This window comes from Microbispora catharanthi (assembly GCF_006334915.2).
Taxonomy (GTDB): Bacteria; Actinomycetota; Actinomycetes; order Streptosporangiales; family Streptosporangiaceae; genus Microbispora; species Microbispora catharanthi.
Map to the genome: position 1 here is coordinate 307304 of NZ_VDMA02000003.1, position 20322 is coordinate 327625.

General features: G+C 72.7%; 14 protein-coding genes. 8 read left to right on the plus strand and 6 right to left on the minus strand.

Going from position 1 to position 20322, the window contains the following annotated elements:
* Positions 1-49: 49 nt before the first annotated feature.
* Positions 50-1528: a type VII secretion integral membrane protein EccD gene (gene eccD / locus FH610_RS07130; protein WP_240808816.1), complete on the minus strand. Its 1479-nt coding sequence runs from the start codon at positions 1526-1528 to the stop codon at positions 50-52.
* A 73-nt stretch (positions 1529-1601) separates the two neighbouring features.
* Between eccD and eccCa the strand changes: the two genes are divergently transcribed.
* Genes eccCa through FH610_RS07145 form a run of 3 tightly spaced genes read left to right on the plus strand, consistent with a single transcriptional unit; the run spans position 1602 to position 7032 of the window.
* Positions 1602-5582: a type VII secretion protein EccCa gene (gene eccCa, locus FH610_RS07135; RefSeq protein ID WP_139573478.1), complete on the plus strand. Its 3981-nt coding sequence runs from the start codon at positions 1602-1604 to the stop codon at positions 5580-5582.
* 20 nt (positions 5583-5602) lie between these two features.
* Positions 5603-5908, plus strand: a complete 306-nt coding sequence (locus FH610_RS07140; protein WP_139573479.1) for a hypothetical protein — start codon at positions 5603-5605, stop codon at positions 5906-5908.
* Positions 5905-7032, plus strand: a complete 1128-nt coding sequence (locus FH610_RS07145) for a WXG100 family type VII secretion target (protein ID WP_139573480.1) — start codon at positions 5905-5907, stop codon at positions 7030-7032. Before FH610_RS07140 ends, FH610_RS07145 begins: the two co-directional genes overlap by 4 nt.
* 4 nt (positions 7033-7036) lie before the next feature.
* On the opposite strand, the gene FH610_RS07150 is transcribed toward FH610_RS07145, so the two are convergent.
* Positions 7037-7897 carry an SDR family NAD(P)-dependent oxidoreductase gene (locus tag FH610_RS07150; RefSeq protein ID WP_139573481.1) on the minus strand — a complete coding sequence of 287 codons (861 nt, stop codon included), beginning with the start codon at positions 7895-7897 and terminating at the stop codon, positions 7037-7039.
* 203 nt (positions 7898-8100) lie between these two features.
* On the opposite strand from FH610_RS07150, the gene FH610_RS07155 reads away from it, so the two are divergent.
* A complete protein-coding gene (locus FH610_RS07155; RefSeq protein WP_139573482.1) occupies positions 8101-9000 on the plus strand; it encodes a helix-turn-helix transcriptional regulator in 900 nt (299 codons plus the stop codon).
* A 146-nt stretch (positions 9001-9146) separates the two neighbouring features.
* On the opposite strand, the gene FH610_RS07160 is transcribed toward FH610_RS07155, so the two are convergent.
* Complete coding sequence (locus tag FH610_RS07160; protein WP_139573483.1) at positions 9147-9728, minus strand: TetR/AcrR family transcriptional regulator; 582 nt, start codon at positions 9726-9728, stop codon at positions 9147-9149.
* A 75-nt stretch (positions 9729-9803) separates the two neighbouring features.
* Between FH610_RS07160 and FH610_RS07165 the strand changes: the two genes are divergently transcribed.
* Together FH610_RS07165 and FH610_RS07170 are read left to right on the plus strand one after the other, a co-directional pair.
* The gene (locus tag FH610_RS07165) at positions 9804-10577 is read left to right on the plus strand and encodes an oxidoreductase (protein WP_139573484.1); all 774 of its coding nucleotides are present in this window, start codon (positions 9804-9806) and stop codon (positions 10575-10577) included.
* 71 nt (positions 10578-10648) lie between these two features.
* Positions 10649-11017 carry a VOC family protein gene (locus FH610_RS07170; RefSeq protein ID WP_139573485.1) on the plus strand — a complete coding sequence of 123 codons (369 nt, stop codon included), beginning with the start codon at positions 10649-10651 and terminating at the stop codon, positions 11015-11017.
* Between the two features lie 177 nt (positions 11018-11194).
* On the opposite strand, the gene FH610_RS45100 is transcribed toward FH610_RS07170, so the two are convergent.
* The gene (locus FH610_RS45100) at positions 11195-13381 is read right to left on the minus strand and encodes a serine/threonine protein kinase (protein WP_161627933.1); all 2187 of its coding nucleotides are present in this window, start codon (positions 13379-13381) and stop codon (positions 11195-11197) included.
* A 116-nt stretch (positions 13382-13497) separates the two neighbouring features.
* Complete coding sequence (gene mycP / locus FH610_RS07180) at positions 13498-14652, minus strand: type VII secretion-associated serine protease mycosin (protein WP_139573487.1); 1155 nt, start codon at positions 14650-14652, stop codon at positions 13498-13500.
* 209 nt (positions 14653-14861) lie between these two features.
* On the opposite strand from mycP, the gene FH610_RS07185 reads away from it, so the two are divergent.
* Positions 14862-16610 (plus strand): acetyl/propionyl/methylcrotonyl-CoA carboxylase subunit alpha, encoded by a 1749-nt coding sequence (locus FH610_RS07185; RefSeq protein WP_139573488.1) that lies wholly within the window; start codon positions 14862-14864, stop codon positions 16608-16610.
* 28 nt (positions 16611-16638) lie between these two features.
* Here the strand turns inward: FH610_RS07185 and FH610_RS07190 are convergent, their stop codons facing one another.
* Positions 16639-18564, minus strand: coding sequence for an asparagine synthase-related protein (locus tag FH610_RS07190; RefSeq protein WP_139573489.1), 1926 nt, complete (start codon positions 18562-18564; stop codon positions 16639-16641).
* 256 nt (positions 18565-18820) lie between these two features.
* Between FH610_RS07190 and FH610_RS43230 the strand changes: the two genes are divergently transcribed.
* A complete protein-coding gene (locus FH610_RS43230) occupies positions 18821-20227 on the plus strand; it encodes a hypothetical protein (RefSeq protein WP_240808830.1) in 1407 nt (468 codons plus the stop codon).
* Positions 20228-20322: the final 95 nt, after the last annotated feature.

Genomic DNA, 20322 nt, shown 5'->3' on the forward strand with positions numbered 1-20322 from the left:
CCACCGGCGACCAGCGCGTTCGGGAGATGCCGTCATGCGATCCGAGGGGTCAGCCGGACAGGCCGCGCACCCAGGCGTACAGGTCGAGCACGCCCAGCGTGAGCGGGATCAGCGCGACGATCAGCAGCGCGTCGAGGATGTCGGCCGCCCGCCCCCAGAACGGCGAGGGCCTGCCCGTGGGCAGCCAGAGACCGAGACCGAGCACGAGCAGGGCCGTCCACAGCACCCCGATCGTCACGGCCACCTCGACGACGGCGTCGGCGCCCGTGCCCAGCGCGAACGCCAGGGCGGCGGCCCCGGCCACGGCGGCGAGGACCATCCACAGCCGCTGGGCGACCCCCGCGAAGACCCTCGCCCGCATGGCCAGCGCCAGCGCCAGCGTCGCCGCCGTCACGCGGGCGACCCAGCCGCCGTGCTGGACGAGCAGCAGCTCCCCCGCGACACCGGCGAGCGCGATCGCGATGACCATGCCGGTGGCGTACCGGTGGGCCTGCGCGGTCCGCTGGAGCACCAGCGGGCCGTCGATCCGCTGGTTGTCGCCGCGCAGCTCCTCGGCGCTGGTGGGCAGCGGCGGCAGCGGCACCCTGGCCATCCGGAACGACAGCGTGGGGATGAGCGGGCTCAGCGCCAGCAGTGCCGTCGCGACCACGGCCGCCGCCCCGGCGCCCGATCCCCCGAACACCATCACGCACCCGGCTCCGACGGCCCCGGCGACGGACGCGACCGCGACGCCGAGGAAGCCCGCCACGCCGTCGGCGATCAGCACGCCGCCCACGGTCGCCACCAGCGCGGTGTACGCGAGCCCGGCCAGCAGGTTGGGCGCCCCGAGGACCAGCACGGCGCCCGACGCGCCGGGCGTGAACAGCCCGGCGAGGAAGCCGTGCGGCAGGGCCGCGTAGCCGACGAGGGCGCCGGCGGTGGGCCGGCCGACGGCCCTGGACACCACGGCCCCCGCGGCGAGGAGCAGCACCGCGACGGCTCCGGCCACTCCGGCGGTGAGCCGCGGCGGGGCCGCCGCCAGCGCGAGGACGACGGCGCCGAGCGCGAGCAGCCCGGCGGCCACGCCCATGCCGAGCAGCCTCGTGTGCCGCGGCTCCCACCTGCCGCCGCCTTCCTTGGTCCCGGTGGCGACGACGTCGGCCACGTCGTCGTACACCGCGGGCGGCAGCACCGCGTCGCGCGGGCGCAGGTAGAGGACCTCTCCGTCCAGGACGCCCAGCGCGCCCAGGCTCTGGCCGAGGTCGAGCGGCGGGCCGCCGAGGCGCTGGAGCACCCAGCCGGGGGCCGCGGCCGCGTCGCCTCCCGCCTCGCCGACCGCCCGGAGCAGTCCGGGCATGACGTGCGGCAACGGGATGTCCGACGGCAGCGCGAGGTCCGCCTTCCTGCGCGGGGCGACCACGGTGACGTGGCACAGGGGCGGCAGCGGCACGGTCGCCTGTGGCAACGCGCCCTGCTGAACCGGGCCATGTTGAACCATGCCCTGCTGGACGACACCCTGCTGGATGTGAAGGGGGGCCGGCGATGACACAGCGGGAATCCTCTCCCGAAGATCTCTCTGACAGCCCGAAAATATCGGCAAACCTGGTAGAAAAGTCAGTCAGATGAGCATTGTCGTGGTCTCGCGTCCCGAACGCCGCCCGGGCCCCAAACCACCCCGTGGCGAGATCCTCCTGGAATCCCCACCGGAGATTCCCGAGGTCCAGCCGCAGGGTCTGATGTCCATGCTCACGTACGTGCCGATGCTGGCCGGCGGCGCCGCGATGGCGCTGATGTTCACGGCGGGCGGCACCGGCAACCCCCTCATGTACGTGGCCAGCGGGCTGTTCGCCGTCTCCATGGTCGGCATGAGCGTCGGCCAGCTCGGACGCAACGCCGGCGAGCGCAGGAACCGGCTCAACGGGCTGCGCCGCGACTACTTCCGCTACCTGGGCCAGATCCGCAGGAAGGTCCGCAGGGCCGCCGTGCAGCAGCGGGAGGCGCTGGAGTGGAGCGGGCCGCCGCCCGACTCGCTGTGGTGGATCGCGATGGGGCCGCGCCTGTGGGAGCGCAGGCCGCGCGACGACGACTTCGCGACCGTACGGCTCGGCACCGGCGTGCAGAAGCTGGCCATCCAGCTCGTCCCGCCGGACACCAAGCCGGTGGAGGACCTCGACGCCCTGTCGGCCGGGGCGCTGCGCCGGTTCGTCCGGGCGCACGCCACGGTGTCGGAGCTGCCCGTCGCGGTCGCCCTGCACTCCTTCGCCCGCATCCACCTCACCGGCGACCCCACCGCGATGCGCGAGCTGGTTCGGGCCGTGATCGCGCAGCTCGTCGTCTTCCACTCCCCCGACGACATGCGGATCATGATCTGCGCGAGCAAGGAGTGGATGCCCCACTGGGAGTGGGTGAAGTGGCTGCCGCACGCCCTGCACCCCGAGCAGGCCGACGCCGCGGGCCAGGTCAGGCTCATGGCGGAGAACCTCGCCCACCTCGACGCGCTGGTCGGGGAGGAGCTCAGGGAGCGGGCCAGGTTCCGGCCCGGCGCCTCCGCCGAGGCCCTGCCGTACCACGTGGTGATCGTGGACGGCGGGCACGTGCCGCACGACAGCCAGCTCGGCTCCGACGCCATCCAGGGCGTGACCGTGATCGACCTGTCCGGCGTGACCGGGCCGGCCCCCGAGGCGATCACGCTGCGGCTGGACGTCCAGCCCGACGGCTTCCACATGGTCAAGATCGACCACGCGGGACGGCGGTCGAGCAACCGGCTCGGCGACCCCGACAGCCTCGGCTATGCCCAGGCGGAGGGGCTGGCCCGGCAGCTCGCGCCGCTGCGCGCCTCCGCCGGCGCCCAGGGCGAGGCGCAGGACGTGCTCGGCGTCAACACCTCGCTCACCGACCTGCTCGGCGTGGGCGACCCCGTCCATCTCGATCCCGCGGTGATCTGGCAGCCCCGCGCCGGACGCAACCGGCTGCGGGTGCCGATCGGCCTGGGCGCGGACGGACGGGTGGTCGAGCTCGACATCAAGGAGTCGGCGCAGGGCGGCATGGGGCCGCACGGCCTGGTCATCGGGGCGACCGGCTCCGGCAAGAGCGAGCTGCTGCGCACGCTGGTGCTCGGTCTGGCCATCACGCACTCCTCCGAGATCCTGAACTTCGTGCTGGTCGACTTCAAGGGCGGCGCGACGTTCCTCGGCCTGGAGTCCCTCTCCCACGTGTCGGCGGTCATCACCAACCTGGAGGACGAGCTGCCGCTCGTCGACCGCATGCACGACGCGCTGCACGGCGAGATGGTGCGCCGCCAGGAGCTGCTGCGCGCCGCGGGCAACTACGCCTCGCTGCGCGACTACGAGCGGGCCAGGGAGCAGGGCGCGGATCTCAAGCCGATGCCGACCCTGTTCGTCGTGATCGACGAGTTCAGCGAGCTGCTCACCGCCAAGCCCGAGTTCATCGACCTGTTCGTGATGATCGGACGGCTCGGCCGCTCGCTCGGCGTGCACCTCCTGCTGGCCTCCCAGCGCCTGGAGGAGGGCCGGCTGCGGGGTCTCGACACCCACCTGTCGTACCGGATCGGCCTGCGCACGTTCTCGGCCATGGAGAGCCGGGTCGTGCTCGGCGTCGCCGACGCCTACGAGCTGCCGCCCGCGCCGGGCAACGGCTACCTGAAGTACGACACCACGGGGATGACCCGGTTCAAGGCGGCCTACGTGTCCGGCCCCCACCACGCCGACCCCGCGCGGTCCGCGCCCGGCGAGGCCGGGCGCCCGGTGCGCGACGTGGTGGAGTACGGCACCGCCTTCGCGCCCGTGGAGGTGACCGAGACGCCCAGGGAGCTGGCGCCCGCGGAGGAGCCCGGCGGCTCGCGGCACAGCCTGCTCGACGTCGTGGTCGGCCGGCTCACCGGCCACGGCCCGCCGGCGCACCGGATCTGGCTGCCCCCGCTGGCCGAGCCGCCGACGCTGGCCCACCTGCTGCCGCCGCTGTCCGTCACCCCCGAACTCGGCCTCACCACCGCGAGCTGGGGCGGCCGGGGGATGCTCCACGCGATCGTCGGCATCGTCGACCGGCCGTTCGAGCAGCGCCGCGACCCCTTCTGGCTGGACCTGTCGGGAGGCGCGGGCCACGTCGGCGTCGCGGGCGGCACGCAGAGCGGCAAGAGCACGGTGCTGCGGACGCTGATCACGAGCATGGCCCTGATGCACACGCCGCGCGAGGTGCAGTTCTACTGCCTGGACTTCGGCGGCGGCTCCCTGGCCTCGCTGGAGGCGCTGCCGCACGTGGGCGGCGTCGCGAGCCGCCTCGACGCCGACCGCGTCCGCCGTACGGTCGCCGAGATCTCCACGATCCTCGAGCGGCGTGAGGCGGACTTCGCCGAGCACGGCATCGAGTCCGTCGCGGCCTACCGGCGGATGCGGGCCGAGTCCGGCCGCGACGGCGACGGCTGGGGCGACGTGTTCCTGGTGGTGGACGGCTGGCTGACGCTCAGGCAGGAGTTCGAGTCGCTCGAACCCGTCGTCACCGACATCGCCGCCCGTGGCCTCGGATACGGCATCCACGTGGTGGCGGCCACCAACAAGTGGTCGGAGTTCCGGGCGAGCATCCGCGACCTGTTCGGCACCAGGGTCGAGCTCAAGCTCGGCGACGCCTACGAGTCCGAGGTGAACAGGAAGGCGTCGCTGGCGGTCCCCGAGGGCATGCCGGGACGCGGCCTCACCAAGGAGGGGTTGCACTTCCTGTCCGCGCTGCCGCGGATCGACGGCGTGCAGAGCTCCGAGGACCTCGCCGCGGGCGTCCGCGGGCTGGTGCACGCGGTCAGGGACGCCTGGCAGGGGCCGCCCGCGCCGGCGATCCGGCTGCTGCCGCCGGTGCTGCCCGCGGCCTCACTGCCCGGCCTCGACGAGACGGGACCGAAGATCCCGATCGGCATCGACGAGGCGACGCTCTCGCACGTGCTGCTCGACTTCGACGCCGACCCGCACTTCGTCGTCCTGGGCGACACCGAGAGCGGCAAGTCGAACCTGCTGCGGCTCGTCGCCGAGGGGCTGGTGGCCAGGCGGCAGCCGCACGAGGCGATGATGATCGTCATCGACTACCGCAGGTCGCTGCTCGACTCGGCCGCGACCGCCCACCGCATCGGCTACGCGGCGTCGAGCACCGCCGCCCAGGAGCTGATCAACAACGTGCGCGGGGCCCTGCTCAAGCGGCTGCCTCCGGCGGACCTCACGCCCGAGCAGCTGCGGGACAGGAGCTGGTGGCAGGGTTCGGACGTCTACATCGTCGTGGACGACTACGACCTGGTCGCCACCTCGTCCAACCCGCTGCTGCCTCTGGTGGACCTGTTGCCGCAGGCGCGGGACATCGGGCTGCACCTGGTCCTGTCGCGCCAGATGGGCGGCGCCGGCCGGGCCATGTACGACCCGGTCATCCAGAAGCTGAAGGACATGGCCAGCCCCGCCGTCATCCTGTCCGGCAACAAGGACGAGGGTTACCTGTTCGGCAACGTCCGGGCGCATCCGCTGCCACCCGGCCGGGGCTACCACGTCGACAGGAGGTTCGGCGCGCGGCTCGCCCAGACCGCGTTCCTGCCTCCTCCCGGGGAAGAGTGACAGGCGGAGAGGAGCGGTACGTGGCCGGTTTCGACATCCACTTCCAGGCGCTCGAAAGCTGCCGTACGGCGGTGAGCAAGGCCTGGGGCCAGTACGAGAGCCTGCACGGCGGCCTGCCCGAGACGCCCGGCACCCGGGCGGCCGCCTTCGGGCACGTGGACGGCGCGGCGGCGCTGGCGGCGGCCGTCGACACGGCCTACGCCGCGCTGACCGCGGAAGCGGCCGACGCGAGGACCAAGCTGAAGGGCGTGGAGCGGGCGCTGGAGAGCGTGCAGGACAACGTCCGGACGGCCCACAAGGCCACGTCCACCTCGATGCAGGTATGAGTGGGGTTTCGGACCTGCCGGGTGGCGCCGAGCTGGCCGCCATGGCGCAGAAGGTGAGCGGCGATCCCGGCGACATCCGCGACATCGCCGGGAAGTGGCGCGGCGCGGCCCGCGACGCGCAGGACTACGTAGGCGGCGTGGGCCGGGCCGTGCGCACCGTGGACGCCGCGTGGCAGGGCCGCTCCGCCGATGCCTTCGTCGGGTACATGAACAAATACGGCAAGGCGGCCGACGGCCTCCACGACGCCCTGGTCGCGTGCGCGGGCGCGCTGGAGAAGGTGGCCACCGCGCTGGAGAGCGCCAAGTCGAAGATCGACGGCATCTGCGCCGACGTGGTCGCCGAGGCGGCGGCCTACCGGGGCCGGAACCAGGATGCCACGGACAAGGAGCTCGAGAGCGGGCTGCGGGGCATCGTCTCCCGGGGCGTCGAGGACGCCCGGCCGCACCTGGAGCAGGTGACCACGGCCGTCGGCGACGCCACGAAGACGCTGGGCTCCCACCTGGGCGCCGACTACCGCGACGGCGGGCTCACCTTCGCCAAGATCCCGGACCCGGGCAAGCAGGAGTTCGTGCCCCGGCACGGGCACACCGTCGACTGGCAGCGCACCCCCGGCTACACGGGAGCCCCCGGTGACACGGCGCACCCGACGTACGCCTCGTACGGCCCGACCGGCCTGAGCGGCGTGAGCGGCTCGGGTGGGAGCGGCGGCTTCGGCGGCTACGGCCCGAGCGGCCCGCCGCCGGCCGGCGGCGGGCCCGCGCCCACCGGACAGGTCAAGGAGTGGATCGAGCAGGCCATCGAGATCCTCACGGCCCAGGGCTACCCCGTCGGGAAGATGAACCGGGACGACATCTGGATGATCATCCGGCACGAGTCGGGCGGGAACCCCCATGCGATCAACAACTGGGACTCGAACGCGGCCGCGGGAACCCCCTCGAAGGGACTGATGCAGACCATCGACCCCACGTTCGACCGCTGGTCCCTGCCGGGGCACAAGGACATCTGGAACCCGGTGGACAACATCATCGCGGGCGTCCGCTATGCCGTCGCGCGCTACGGCTCGGTCTCGGCCGTCCCCGGTGTGGTGGGCATGAAGACCGGCAGCGGATACCGCGGATACTGATCGTTCAGGCGGCGGGGAAGTCGGTGGCGGGCGCGCTGAGCGCGGTTGCCTCGACGTTCGCCCGCAGGGCCTCGACCTTGGCCGTGGCGTAGGAGTGGGCGTCCGAGCCGAGGAGCTGCCGCAGCGGGCCCTCCCCGGCCAGGACCCGGCCGATGATCGCGCCGGCGCCCTTGACCGGGTCGCCGAGCTGGCTGCCCTGGAGTTCGAGGTGGTCGAGGGTCATCTCGCGGATGGCCGGATAGTGCGCGGTCGTCTCGGCGGGCAGGGCGAGCGAGTCCTCGGTGAGGAACTCCGTCCGGAAGTAGCCGGGCTCGACGATGGTGACCGTGACGCCGAAGTCCGCCACCTCGGCGGCGAGGGCCTCGCTCAGCCCTTCCAGTGCGAACTTGCCCGCGCAGTACAGAGCCCAGCCTGGGACGGCGGTCAGGCCCAGGATCGAGGACACGTTGACGATGTGGCCGCCGCGTCGCTCGCGGAGGATGGGCAGGGCGGCGCGCAGCACGTTCCACACGCCCACGACCTGGACGTCGAGCATGTCGCGGACCTCGCGGTCGCCGGTCTCCTCCACCGCGGCCAGGAAGCCGTAGCCCGCGTTGTTGACGACGACGTCCAGGCCTCCCCAGCGCTCGGTGGTCTCCCCCACGGCCCGCCTGACCGCCGCCTCGTCGCGGAGGTCGACCGTGAGCGGGAGAAGGCGCGACGGGTCGATCCCGTCGCCGAGCGCGGCGAGCAGCCGCTCGGACGACCGTGTCGTGGCGGCCACGCGGTCACCGCGCGCCAGCAGCTGCTTGACCAGTTCGAGGCCCAGGCCGCGGGAGGTGCCGGTCACGAACCAGACGGCCGGTCGATCTGTCGGGAAGCTCATGATCATCCCCTGCTTGTCGAATGTTCTGCTTGTCGGATGTGGCCGTAGCGCCGGCCGGGGAGCCCCGCGACCGGCACGGCACCAGCCTGGTTCAGCACGAGCCGCTGTGGGGGCCCATAGCGCGCCCTGCGCGACCGCGCACTGTGCGACCTAGGACGCACAGGACCAGTCAGGACCGGACGGCAGGAGAGAGACTGGGTCTCGTGGCCGAGACCAACCGTGAACTCGCTGATTTCCTGAGACGGGCCCGGAGCCAGGTCGATCCGTCACGAGCCGGCCTGCCCCCGGACGGCCGCGTACGACGGGTCGCAGGCCTGCGCCGCGAGGAGGTCGCGCTCCTGGCCGGAGTCTCGACCGACTACTACGCCCGCCTCGAACAGGGCCGGCGCATCACCCCGTCACCGGCGGTCGTCGAGGCCGTCGGCCGTGCCCTCGGGCTGGACGACGCGGGACGCGCGCATCTGCACGACCTCATCGGAATCACCGCGGCGCCCGTACGGCGACGGGCCCGCGGTGTCCAGCGCGTGCGCCCCGGGCTCTACCAGCTCGTCGACGCCCTCGACGGCGAGCCCGCCCTCGTCCTCGGCCGCCGCACCGACGTGCTCGCCGCCAACCGGATGGCCAAAGCGCTGTTCACCGACTTCGAACGGCTGCCGCCCCGGCACCGCAACTACGCGCGGTGGATGTTCCTCGACGACGACGCCCGATCGCTGTTCGTCGACTGGGAGGTCCAGGCGCGGGCCGCGGTCGAGAGCCTGCGGCTCGACGCCGGCCGCGACCCGGACGACCAGGCCACCGCCGCCCTCATCGCCGACCTGCGCGAGCACAGCTGCGAGTTCGCCCACTGGTGGGACCAGCACCGCGTCCACCAGCGCACTCACGGCTCGAAGCGGCTGCGTCACCCTCTCGTCGGTGAACTGACCGTCGAGTACGAGACGCTCTCCCTGCCCGGAGACCCCGATATGACGCTCTTCGTCTACACCGCCGAAGCCGGCTCATCCTCGAAACGCGCCCTGGCCCTTCTCGCGAGCTGGACCCTCTCCGACCCGGGCGGCGATGCGGTCTCCCCGGGCGACCAGCGGGAAGATGACCGGCGAGTATGACCGTTCCCGGCCTCACCCCGTTCGACGAGCCTCAGGGGTCCCAGTAGCAATCGCGGAAAGGCGACAACCTGGGGTGAGAGTGGGTGATCGTTGAAGGCTCCGGGGCTGGTGCCGAACCACGCCGACTTCACGGAACCCCGAGCATGTCAGGCACTCGTGATGTCGGCGCGGCATCGCAGGCCGTCGAAGAGGAGTGCGGTTATCCGTGCGGCGTCCTCACGCCAGCCTTCCGTGGCGCGCAGGTTGCAGACGCCTCCCATAGCGCGCAGGAGAGTCTTGCCGTCGACGTCGGCACGGATCGTGCCTGCCCCGGAGCCTGCGGCGAGCAAGCGGTCGAGACAGGCGGCCATCTGTGCGCGCGCGTCGACGAAGACCGGCGAGTCTGTCGCCATGATGCTCGCAAGCGCGGCGGCCATTCCTTTGCCGATCGCAGCATGCTCCACGAGCAGGAGCAGGAATTGCCGCAGGGCCTCGTCCGGGGCGTGCTGTTCCAGGAGTGCCGGTGGCGCGGCGCACAGTTCGGCGACCTCTTGCCGATAGACCTCCTCGACGAGGGCCTCACGCGTTTCGAAGTGGCGGTACAGCGTGCCCACAGCGACGCCGGCCCGCCGGGCGATGTCCTCGACGTGCGCATCGGCCTCGCCGGCGAGGAATGCATCGCGTGCCGCGGCGAGGAGGGCGTCCCGGTTACGCCGGGCGTCGGCGCGCAGCGGTCGTGGCGATGGCAACAGGTGCTCCTTAAGGTGAACCGGGTTCAGTATAGTTTCCGGAGTCCGGTTCACCTTACTGAAGGAGCAGTGGTCATGGCAGTACCGGAAGAGGGTCTCCGCGGCTTGCGCGTGCTCGTCACCGGCGGAAGCCGCGGCCTGGGGGCGGCCACCGCGCGCCGTTTCGCCGAGGCCGGCGCGCAGGTGCTGACCGCCTCACGCAGCGCGCCCCCGGAAGGCTTCCCGGCGACGTTCATCCCCGCGGATCTTGCGACCGAGCAGGGCGTGGCGGTACTCGGCCGACGAGTGATCGACGCTGTCGGCGGGGTGGATGTGCTGGTCAACAATGCGGGCGCGACGACCGGCGCGGTGCCGACGCTGCGGCGTTCCGACGAATCCTGGCGCTCCGAACTCGACATGAATCTGCTCAGCGCGGTGCGCCTGGACCGGGTACTGGTGCCGGGGATGGTGGAGCGGGGCTCCGGCGTGGTCGTGCATGTCTCGTCGATTGCGAGCCGGGTGCCGCAGCCGTCCGAGGCGCCGTACGCGGCGGCAAAGGCGGCGCTCAACGTCTACAGCCGTGAGTTGGCCACCGACGTGGGCAAGCACGGCGTGCGCGTGGTGTGCGTCCTGCCGGGTTTCGTCGTCACGGAGGGGTCGACGGAGCACCTACAGAGAATCGCGGACAGCCAGGGCACCGGGCTGGAGGAGGTCAAACAGCAGATCGTGGACCACCTGAACGTGCCGATGGGGCGGCCGGGCGAGCCCGAGGACGTCGCGGAGATGATCGCCTTCCTCGCCTCACCGCGCGCGAAGTGGCTCACCGGTGCCGAATTCCGGGTCGACGGAGGCATCATCCCGGCGGTGTGACCGATCACCGCTGGCAGTCCTCGAGGCTCACCCCCACCTCGTACGACCACGAATCTCGAAGTGAGGAAGTCATGAAATTCACCCTGAGTGCGGTGCTCTTGGAGGCTGCCGAGCTGGAGCCCGAGAGTGCCTTCTGGCATCAGTTGCTGGGCGGCGCCATCACCCGGACGCAGACTCATCATTTTCTCCGGATCGACGGGTTTCCGACGCTCGTGATCCAGCTGGCTCCAGAGCATCTTCCACCGCAGTGGCCCGGCGGCCGTTCACAGCAGATGCACGTCGATCTGGCGGTCGACGATCTGGAGGCCGCGGACCATCTGGCGGTCTCTGCCGGGGCCCGTCGTCTCAGCCCCGAAAGCGATGATGCCGTTTCACCGGCCACAGGCTCCCGGGTCTACGCCAGCCCCGCCGGGCACCCCTTCTGTCTCCGCGCCGGATGAGACGGCATGACCGCCTCCGGAACTGGCATTTGCCACTCGCGGTGTCGGATCTCGTGACCGTCGTCATCGACGCCCTGGACGGCTGGATCTCAGGCGGAGCGCAGACGGAAGGCCGGGCGGGTGCCCGCCCGGCCTTCCTGAATCCGGACCTGGCGGTCCGGCCTTCCTGTGGATCGGTCAGCCGCAGTTGCCCCAGTCAGAGCTGGCGCCGGCCGAGCCGACGCGGCCGGAGTACCTGACGCACTTGCCCTTGGCCTGCAGCTTCACCGGGCCGGCGTAGTACTCGTAGCTACCGCTGTCGGTCTTCATGCCGCCGCCCTGGACCTCCAGGGTCGCGGAGACGGGCGTCGCCTTGCCGACGTCGGCCGTCTTGATGGTGACGACGCAGTTCTCCCCCGTGCCGGCGTTGTACAGCTGGTAGACGGTGCCTGCCGCCAGAGGGCTGCTGTGCTGCACGTAGAAGCCCGACCCGCAGACCTGTGCCGGGCTGTAGGGGTTCCTCGCCGGAGCGGCGGTGCTGGTCGGCTTCGGCGCCGCGGTCGTCGGCTTGGCCGTGACCGTGGGCCTCAGCGTGACCGTCGGCTTCGGCGTGGCGGTCGGCTTCGGCGGAGTCGTCGTCCTGGTGACCGTCGGGCGGGGCGTCGCCGTCCTGGTGACCGTCGGGCGGGGCGCCGCCGTCCGCGTCGCGGTATGGGTCGGCGCAGCCGTCGGGGTCCGTGACGGCGCCGGTGTGGGCGGCGCCTGGGTGGTCGGCGCCGGCGAGACCATGGGGCTCGGCCGGGCGGGCACCCTGGGCTCCTGGGTCGGCACCGTCTCCTGCGTCTCCGTGGCCACCGGGCTCGGCGACTGCGTGGGCGGGGGCTCGGGAGACGGCTCCGTCGGCACCGGGCTCGCCGTGGGGCTGGGCGTCGCGGTGACCGTGGCGGTGGTCGTCACATGCGCCGTCGGCTGCGTCCGGCCGGTGGGCTGCGCCGGCGGCGGGACCACCGGCTGGGTCGGCACCGGCACGATCGGGCCGGGCGTCGGGACCGAGGTGAGCTCCGGCGTCACCGGAGCGTCCGTCGGCCACTCGCTCGGCAGCACCAGCGGCTGCACCGGCGAGTCGGGATCGTCGGACGTCAGCGCCCACGGCACCGTCACCTGCGGCGCCGGCGTCGGGGCCTGCCCGCCGCCTCCGGTCGCGCCTCCCGTGGTCCCGCCACCCACGTCTCCGCCGCCCGCGATCACACGCCCACCGGTCCCGTGCTGGCCCGCGGCGCGCTCCGCGGCGGCCGGCGACAGCTGGACCTCGGCGTAGTGGCCGGCGCCCCACAGACCCACTCCGGAGAGCAGGACCACGGCGCCGACCGCCGCCGCGAGGCCGACGGGGAACGGCCTGCGCTTGGCCGTCTCGACCTGGCCCTGGGTGGTCGGCGGCCCCCACGTCTGCTGCCGGGGCTGCTCCTGCGGCATGGCGGGCGGCTGCCAGGTTGGGGTGGACGGCTGCTGGGGCACGGGCGCGGGACCCCACGTCTGCTGCGGAACCGGCGGAACGGGGACTCCCCCGACCGGCGGCTGCGACGGCTGCGCGGGCAGCGCCACCGTCGCGCCGGGACCCGCCGCCGGTTGCGCCCCGGCGGCGCCGCCGCCGAGCAGTTGCAGCATCGCGGTGTAGGCGGTCGGCCGCTGCCCCGGCTCCTTGGCCAGCGCGGGCAGCACGACCTGGCGCAGCCGCTCCTCGAGTCCGCCGAGGTCGGGCTGCGCGTTCAGCACCGCCTGCGGCTCCTGCGGGAACGGCGGACGCCCGGTCGCGGCGAAGACCACCGTGGCGGCCCAGGCGAACATGTCCGCGTACGCGTCGTACCGCTCGCCCCTGATCTGCTCCGGAGCCCGGTACGCCGGCTCGCCCGACGGGGGCCCGACGGCGACGTCGGTCAGCTTGACGCCGTCGTCCGCGACGATGACGTTGTGCGGGGTGAGCGAGCCGTGCGCGAGGTCGGCGAGGTGCACGGCGGTCAGCGCGGTGAGCACGCCCACCGCGACCCGTTCGAGCGCCTCCCCCGAGAGCGGGCCCTCGGCCGCCACGGCGGCGGCCAGGCTGCGCCCCTCGACGTGTTCCCTGACGACATACGGTCGATCACCGAACAGGCCCGCCGTGATCGTGCGGGCCACATATGAGCTGGACACACGCGTGGCCACAGCGAGCCGGTCGAGGACGGCCTGCCCCGAACCCGGCTCGGCGGCCAAGAGCTTGATCACCCGCACAGGGGCGTCGTCGCCGGTCTCCTTGCCGACATAGACGTCGCCGCGGGGCCCCTCGTCCAGCCGTCCCAGGATGGCGTACTCGCCTATCTGCTCGGGATCACCCGGCCGTAAAGGGTGCATCTCAGTCCTTTCTGGAAGTGACCTGATCAGGATCATTCAACCAAGAGGACACCGCACAAAGCAGCTGTTTCCGGCAGGCCAAAACATTTAACCGTCAATTACTCAAAGCCGACGAGTCAACCCTCGCGGCCGGGGCGCCACCTTCTGCGCCTGCCCATCGGCACGAACACCCGCACGGCCACGATCAGTCCCACACCGCACAGCGCCGCCGCCGCGATCGTCAGCGCCAGGTCGATCGCCTCCCGGTCCACCGGAGCCGCCCTGCTCAACGCGTTCTGCGGCAGCGGGGCCGGCGCCGGCGGCGCGATCACGGGGGCGTCCACGGCCTCCAGCGGCAGGATTGCGGTGACGGCGAGCATCGGGTTCACCATCCCGGCGCCCGTGCCCGTTCCCACGCCGCCGTCCGCCGTGGCGGTGATGCGCCACCGCACCCGCTCCTGGTTCAGCTCCGGATGGCGGGCCCGCACCAGCGCCGCCACCCCCGCGACGTACGGCGCGGCGAAACTGGTGCCTTCGAGCCCGCTCATGTACGACCGCCCGGGCCAGGTGGAGGTGATGCCCTGGCCCGGCCCCAGGACGGAGACGGGAGTGATGGTGTTGGAGAAGTCGGCACGCCTGCCGTCCGGGGTGGCCGACCCCACGGCGAGCACCCCCGGGTAGGCGGCGGGGTAGGAGGCCTCCGGCGTGCCGTCATCCGCGGTCGTGTTGCCGGCCGCCGCCACGATCACCGCGTCCTTGCCGAGCGCGTACGCCACGGCCTGCCTCAGCTTCGGATCGTCGTGGGCGTCGATCGACACGTTGATCACGTCGGCGCCGAAGTCGGCCGCGTCCACGATGGCCCTGGCCAGCGTGTCCGGGTCGCCGTTCTCCTCGTTCGTCTGCTTGAGCGAGATCAGCCGCACGCCCGGCGCGACGCCGATGAAGGGGACGCCCTTCACGTACTGGGCGGCGATGATCCCGGCGACGGCGGTGCCGTGGCCGACACAGTCGCGATGTCCCGTCCCGGTGTAGTCCACCTCCTTGGCCACCCGGATCTGGGGGTGGGTCAGGTCCACCCCGCTGTCGATGACCGCGACCGTGACCCCCTCACCCGTGGTGAGCGGCCACAACCGCTTCGGGTCGAGCCTGCGCTGCGCCCACGGCTCGGCCACGCCCATGCTGCCCTTGCGCGGCGCGCACCGCACCGGCGCGGCGCGCGCCTGGGCGGGCGGCGCGGGCGGTGCCATGAGAAGCAGCGCCAGCACGGTCGCCAGAAGGCCGGGTCCCCGCATAAGTGATCAGCCTAACGAACCCGACCGGCGGTGCCGCTTCAAAACATGCCGGTTCAAACCCGGCATACCGGTGATGGGGACGTGGAGGGGTGAGGATGAGGCGCGACGGCAGTCCCACTCAGTAAGGGGGCGGACGCCGTCCAGCGTCGCCAGGTGCATAAAATCCACCAAGGCTCGTAACCCAGGGGTCCGACGGAAGGATGGACGCGGTGCACAAGGTCCTGATCGCCAATCGCGGTGAGATCGCCGTACGGATCGCCCGGGCCTGCAGAGACGCCGGGATGTCCAGTGTCGCGGTCTACGCGGACCAGGACCTGGACGCGCTGCACGCGCGGGTGGCCGACGAGGCGCACGCGCTCGGCGGGCAGAGCCCGGCCGAGACCTACCTCGACATCGACAAGATCCTGTCGGTGGCGAAGAAGACGGGCGCGGACGCCGTCCACCCCGGGTACGGCTTCCTCGCCGAGAACGCCGGCTTCGCCCAGGCCGTGCTCGACGCCGGCCTGATCTGGATCGGCCCGCCGCCCTCGGCGATCACCGCGCTGGGCGACAAGGTCCAGGCCCGGCACATCGCGCAGCGCGTGGGCGCCCCGCTCGTGGCCGGAACCCCCGACCCGGTCTCCGGAGTGGACGAGGTCGTCGCCTTCGCCGCGGAGCACGGCCTGCCGATCGCGATCAAGGCGGCGTTCGGCGGCGGCGGGCGCGGGCTCAAGGTGGCCCGCACCATGGAGGAGATCCCCGACCTGTACGAGTCGGCGGTGCGCGAGGCCGTCACCGCCTTCGGGCGCGGGGAGTGCTTCGTCGAGCGCTACCTCGACCGGCCGCGTCACGTCGAGACCCAGTGCCTGGCCGACGCCCACGGCGACGTCGTGGTCGTCAGCACCCGCGACTGCTCACTCCAGCGCCGCCACCAGAAGCTGGTGGAGGAGGCCCCGGCCCCGTTCCTGACCGACGAGCAGCTCGAGCTCCTCTACTCCTCCTCCAAGGCGATCCTGCGCGAGGCGGGCTACGTCGGCGCCGGCACCTGCGAGTTCCTCGTCGGTCAGGACGGCACGATCTCCTTCCTCGAGGTCAACACCCGGCTGCAGGTCGAGCACCCGGTCAGCGAGGAGGTCGCCGGCATCGACCTGGTCCGCGAGATGTTCCGCATCGCCGACGGCGAGCCGCTGGGCTACGACGACCCCGTGCTGCGCGGCCACTCCATCGAGTTCCGCATCAACGCCGAGGACGCGGGCCGCAACTTCCTGCCCGCGCCGGGGACGATCACGTCGATGCGCGTCCCGTCCGGCCCCGGCGTGCGGCTGGACGGCGGCTACGAGACCGGCATGAGCGTGCCGCAGGCGTTCGACTCGCTCGTGGCCAAGCTGATCGTCACCGGCGCGACCCGGCAGCAGGCGCTGGAGCGGTCGCGCCGCGCCCTGGCCGAGTACGAGATCGGCGGCATGCCGACCGTGCTGCCGTTCCACCGGGCCGTGGTGGACGACCCCGCCTTCACCGGCGAGCCGTTCTCCGTGCACACCCGGTGGATCGAGACCGAGTTCGTCAACGAGATCCCCCCGTACGAGGGGGTCGTGGAGGCGGCCGAGCCCGCCGAGCGCGAACGCATCACGGTCGAGGTCGGCGGCAAGCGCCTGGAGGTCGTCCTGCCCGCGGGCCTGGGAACGGCCGGCCCCGCCCCGGCCAGGAAGGCGGCGCCCCGGCGGTCCGGCGGGGGCGGCGCCAAGAAGGCCGCAGCGAGCGGCGACTCCCTCGTCAGCCCGATGCAGGGCACGATCGTGAAGGTCGTCGCCGCCGACGGCGACACCGTCGAGCCCGGCGACACGATCGTCGTCCTCGAGGCGATGAAGATGGAGCAGCCGCTGACCGCCCACAAGGGCGGCACGATCACCGGCCTCGCGGCCGCCGTCGGCCAGACGGTCACCGCCGGGGCCGTCCTGTGCGAGATCAAGGACGCCTGAGCCTCCACGCGGGCCGTGGAGGCCCGCGTCACGCCCGTGCCCTCGAAGGCACGCGGCCGTCGCCCCTGTGATCGTCCATCGGATCGGCGATCCGCATCGGCGCGTCCGCGGGGGGCGCGGAGCCGGAGAAGCCGTCGGCCACCATGGCGGCCACCGTGAACAGGTGCCACGCCACCTGGGGCCGCCGCGCCTTCGGCCGCCCCCCGGACGTGGCGGACAGACCGGAGAACAGACCGGCCACCGCCGCCTCGTCCACGATCCGCGCCAGCTCGTCCGTGACGGCCGTCCCGTCCCCCGCGAGGACGCCGGCGCGGAGCTCGGCGGCCAGTGCCTCCGGAATGTCGACGCGCCAGTTCCAGGGCTTGGGGCCGCCTCCACCGGCGACCGGCGACGGGACGTCCCACAGGCGACGCCGGACGCGGCCGAGCAACGTCCGGCCCGCGGGCTCGGCGGCGAACCGCCACGGCCTGCCCTCGATCGGGACGTCCCGCAGCGCGGGGGCGAAGGCCACGATGCACCGGTGGACCACCTCCTCGGAACGCCGCCAGAGCGGGTCGATGCTCAGCGCGGTCCGCACGACGAGGTTGTCGAGGAACGGCGGAACCGGCGTCCCGCCGCGCAGCAGCGCGGCCCGGGAGGCGGCGTGCCAGCGGCCGACGCGGTAGGTGAGATAGAGCCGGTCGAGCGTCCCCGCAGGGTCGTCCTCCCCGCGCCGCCGCCACGGCTCCGCCAGATCGCGGGCGTGATCCGCGGCCTCCCGGCTCAGCAGGTCGGCGTTCCTGGTGAACAACCCCTCGATCCTGCGCCGCATGGCGGTGACGGCGAGGTCCTCCTGGTTGTGGAGGAACCCCGCCCGCAGCACCTCCCCGCCGTGCCCGGACATCCGCGGCCTCGGGTCGAAACCCGCCGCCTCCGGCACGTTCTCGTACGCCGACAGCATGCCCTCGCAGACGTGCACGACGTTGTGCGCGCGGACCCTGGGGTGGGCGACGACCAGGTGCGCGGCGTCCGCCGACCGCTTCGGCTCGACCGTCCGGTGCTCCACGCCGAGGGCCGCGGCGACGCGCCGTGCCAGCACGACGTCGGCGGTTCCCTCGCGCCCGGAGGTGGCCGTGGTGAACGGGACGCCCGCGTGATGGAGCAGCGCGGCCAGGAGCCTGCTGTCCCTGCCGCCGGTGAGCGACAGCCGTACGGGTTCCGTGACGGCCGCCAGCGGTCGCACGGCGGCCAGCAGCGCCGCGGCGAGCTCGTCGGCCTGGGCGCGCACGCCACGCGCGGAGCCAGGCCGGGGCCGCGCCTCCGGCGGCGGGGTCTCGCCGGTCACCCCCAGCCCCCGCACGATGCCGATCTCGGTCGCCGGCGGCAGCGCCCGCACCCCGTCGAACGGGGTCTCGTCGGACAGGAAGTAGCCCATCCGGACCATGGACTGCAGCGCCGGGAGGTTCCAGGCGAGGGCCGGACGGGCCGTGCCCGTCACCACGGCGCGGGCGACCAGGTGAACGAGCAGCGCCCGGTTTCCGACGACGTGGACGTCCGCAGTCTCCGCGTGGAACACCGGGCAGGCCGCCGTCATCCCCGTGGCGGCCGTCAGCTCGCCCTCCCCCGCGCGGAACACCGAGAAGCAGCCGCCCGTACGGCACGCGGTCTCCCCCAGGCGACCGGCCGCCGGCAGGCGTGCGGCATCGGCGGGGTCGGCGAGATGACCGGTGACACCGGCGACCCGATCGCCCCTGACCCCATCGCCCCTGATCAGGAGAGGCAGGACGCCGTCCCCGGGCTCGTTCGACCACGACAGCAGCGCCACGTCGCCCGCGACGGACCGCCACTCCTCCGCGGTGACGGTCTCGGCGGGCACGGGAAAGGCACGGCCGATCGCGGCCCGGGCCGCGGCGAACCCCACGGGAGGCAACGGCGCACCAGCCCGCTTGGCGGCGATGCCCAAGTAGACGCGCATCCGCCACCTCACCCGAAAGGGACGGGTCGTGCCGTCGTTGTCGCAACGCCTCGCAACGCAACTCCTTGATCACGTCTTCGATCCATGAGGGGTTCGATGCGAGATCGCGGCGGACGGTTCGGCGGCCGACGCCACCGTCATTCGTCGGCAGGAGGACGCATGCCGCCTCCCGGGTGCGGAACGATAGGTTTTTGTGGAGGAACCATCGCGCCCTGCCGTTCGTCCTGTAGGGCGAAGGAGGCTTGAAGCCGTGACCATGAAGACACCGCTCGGCCGGGTGGGGGCCGCCCTGGCGGCGCTGCTCGCCGGGCTCATCACCCTGCTCGCGCTCGCACCGTCCGCAATGGCGGCGGCTCCCCCGGACCCGACCACGGTCCTGTCGTCCTGGAAGAGCGGCAACCCGCTGTTCGTGCAGAGCGGCGCCCCGCTGACGTCCGACCAGCAGTCGGGCGTGCGTGACGCGCTCGAGAACGCGAACACGAAGATCTACGCGGTCGCCCTGCCCGACGGCACGATCACCTCGTCGCAGCAGGCGGGCGCGTACATCACGCAGCTCGGCAACGCGCTCGCCCAGGCGGGCCGGACCTCGGCGACCGTGGCCGTGATCGACGGCACGAACCTGTTCGCCGGGTCCAGCGCGCTCGGCAGGAACTCCCGGGGCGCCGCCGGCCAGATCGCCAACCTGGCCGCCGCCAACAACAAGGGCGACCCGGTCGCAGTGATGGAGGACTTCGTCCACCGGATCGACCAGTTCGCGGGTGGCAACCGCAAGGAGCCCCTGACTCCTGGCAGCAAGAGCGGTGGCGGTGGTTCGGGTGTGCTTGTCGGCATCCTGGGCATCGCGGTTGTGGGAGGTGCCGGTTTGTGGATCATCGGACGTCGCAACAAGCGCAAGCGTGAGGAGCGCGAGGCCGCCGAGCTCGCCGCCGTCAAGCAGACGGTCGAGGAGGACGTCACGAAGTTCGGTGAGGAGATCACCGCGCTCGACGTGGACGTCAAGATGCTCCCGCAGGCCGAGACGACGGGCGACTGGCAGCGCGCGCTCGACTCCTACGAGCGGGCCAAGACCGAGCTGGACGGGATCAAGCGGCCCGAGGACCTGCGCACGGTGACCTCGACGCTGGAGGACGGCCGCTACGCGCTGGCCTGCGTGAAGGCGCGCGTGAACAACCAGCCGCTGCCCGAGCGGCTCCCCCCGTGCTTCTTCAACCCGCAGCACGGCCCGTCGGTCCGCAACGTCCGCTGGGCGCCCCCCGGCGGCGCGGTGCGCGACGTCCCCGCCTGCGCGGCGGACGCCGAGGCGGTGGAGCGCGGCTTCGACCCGCAGATGCGCGAGGTCATGGTGAACGGCCACCGCAGGCCCTACTGGGACGCCGGTCCCGCCTACCAGCCCTACGCGTACGGCTACTACGGCGGCTTCGGCGGCGGCGACCTGCTGACCGGCATGCTCGTCGGCACCATGCTCGGCAACGCGTTCGGCGGCTGGGGTCACGGCGGATACGGCGCCGGCTACGACTCCGGCTACGCCGCGGGCGTGGAGTCCGGCGGTGGCGACTGGGGCGGTGGAGGCGACTTCGGCGGTGGCGGTGACTTCGGCGGCGGAGGCGGCGACTGGGGTGGCGGCGACTTCGGCGGAGGGGACTTCGGCGGCGGCGACTGGTAACTCCTGAGCGCTTTCCGCGCGGCATCGACGAGGGGCGGACCCGGGGGTCCGCCCCTTCGTCATGTCGGGGGCCGCGACCACGGGTTCCTGCCACG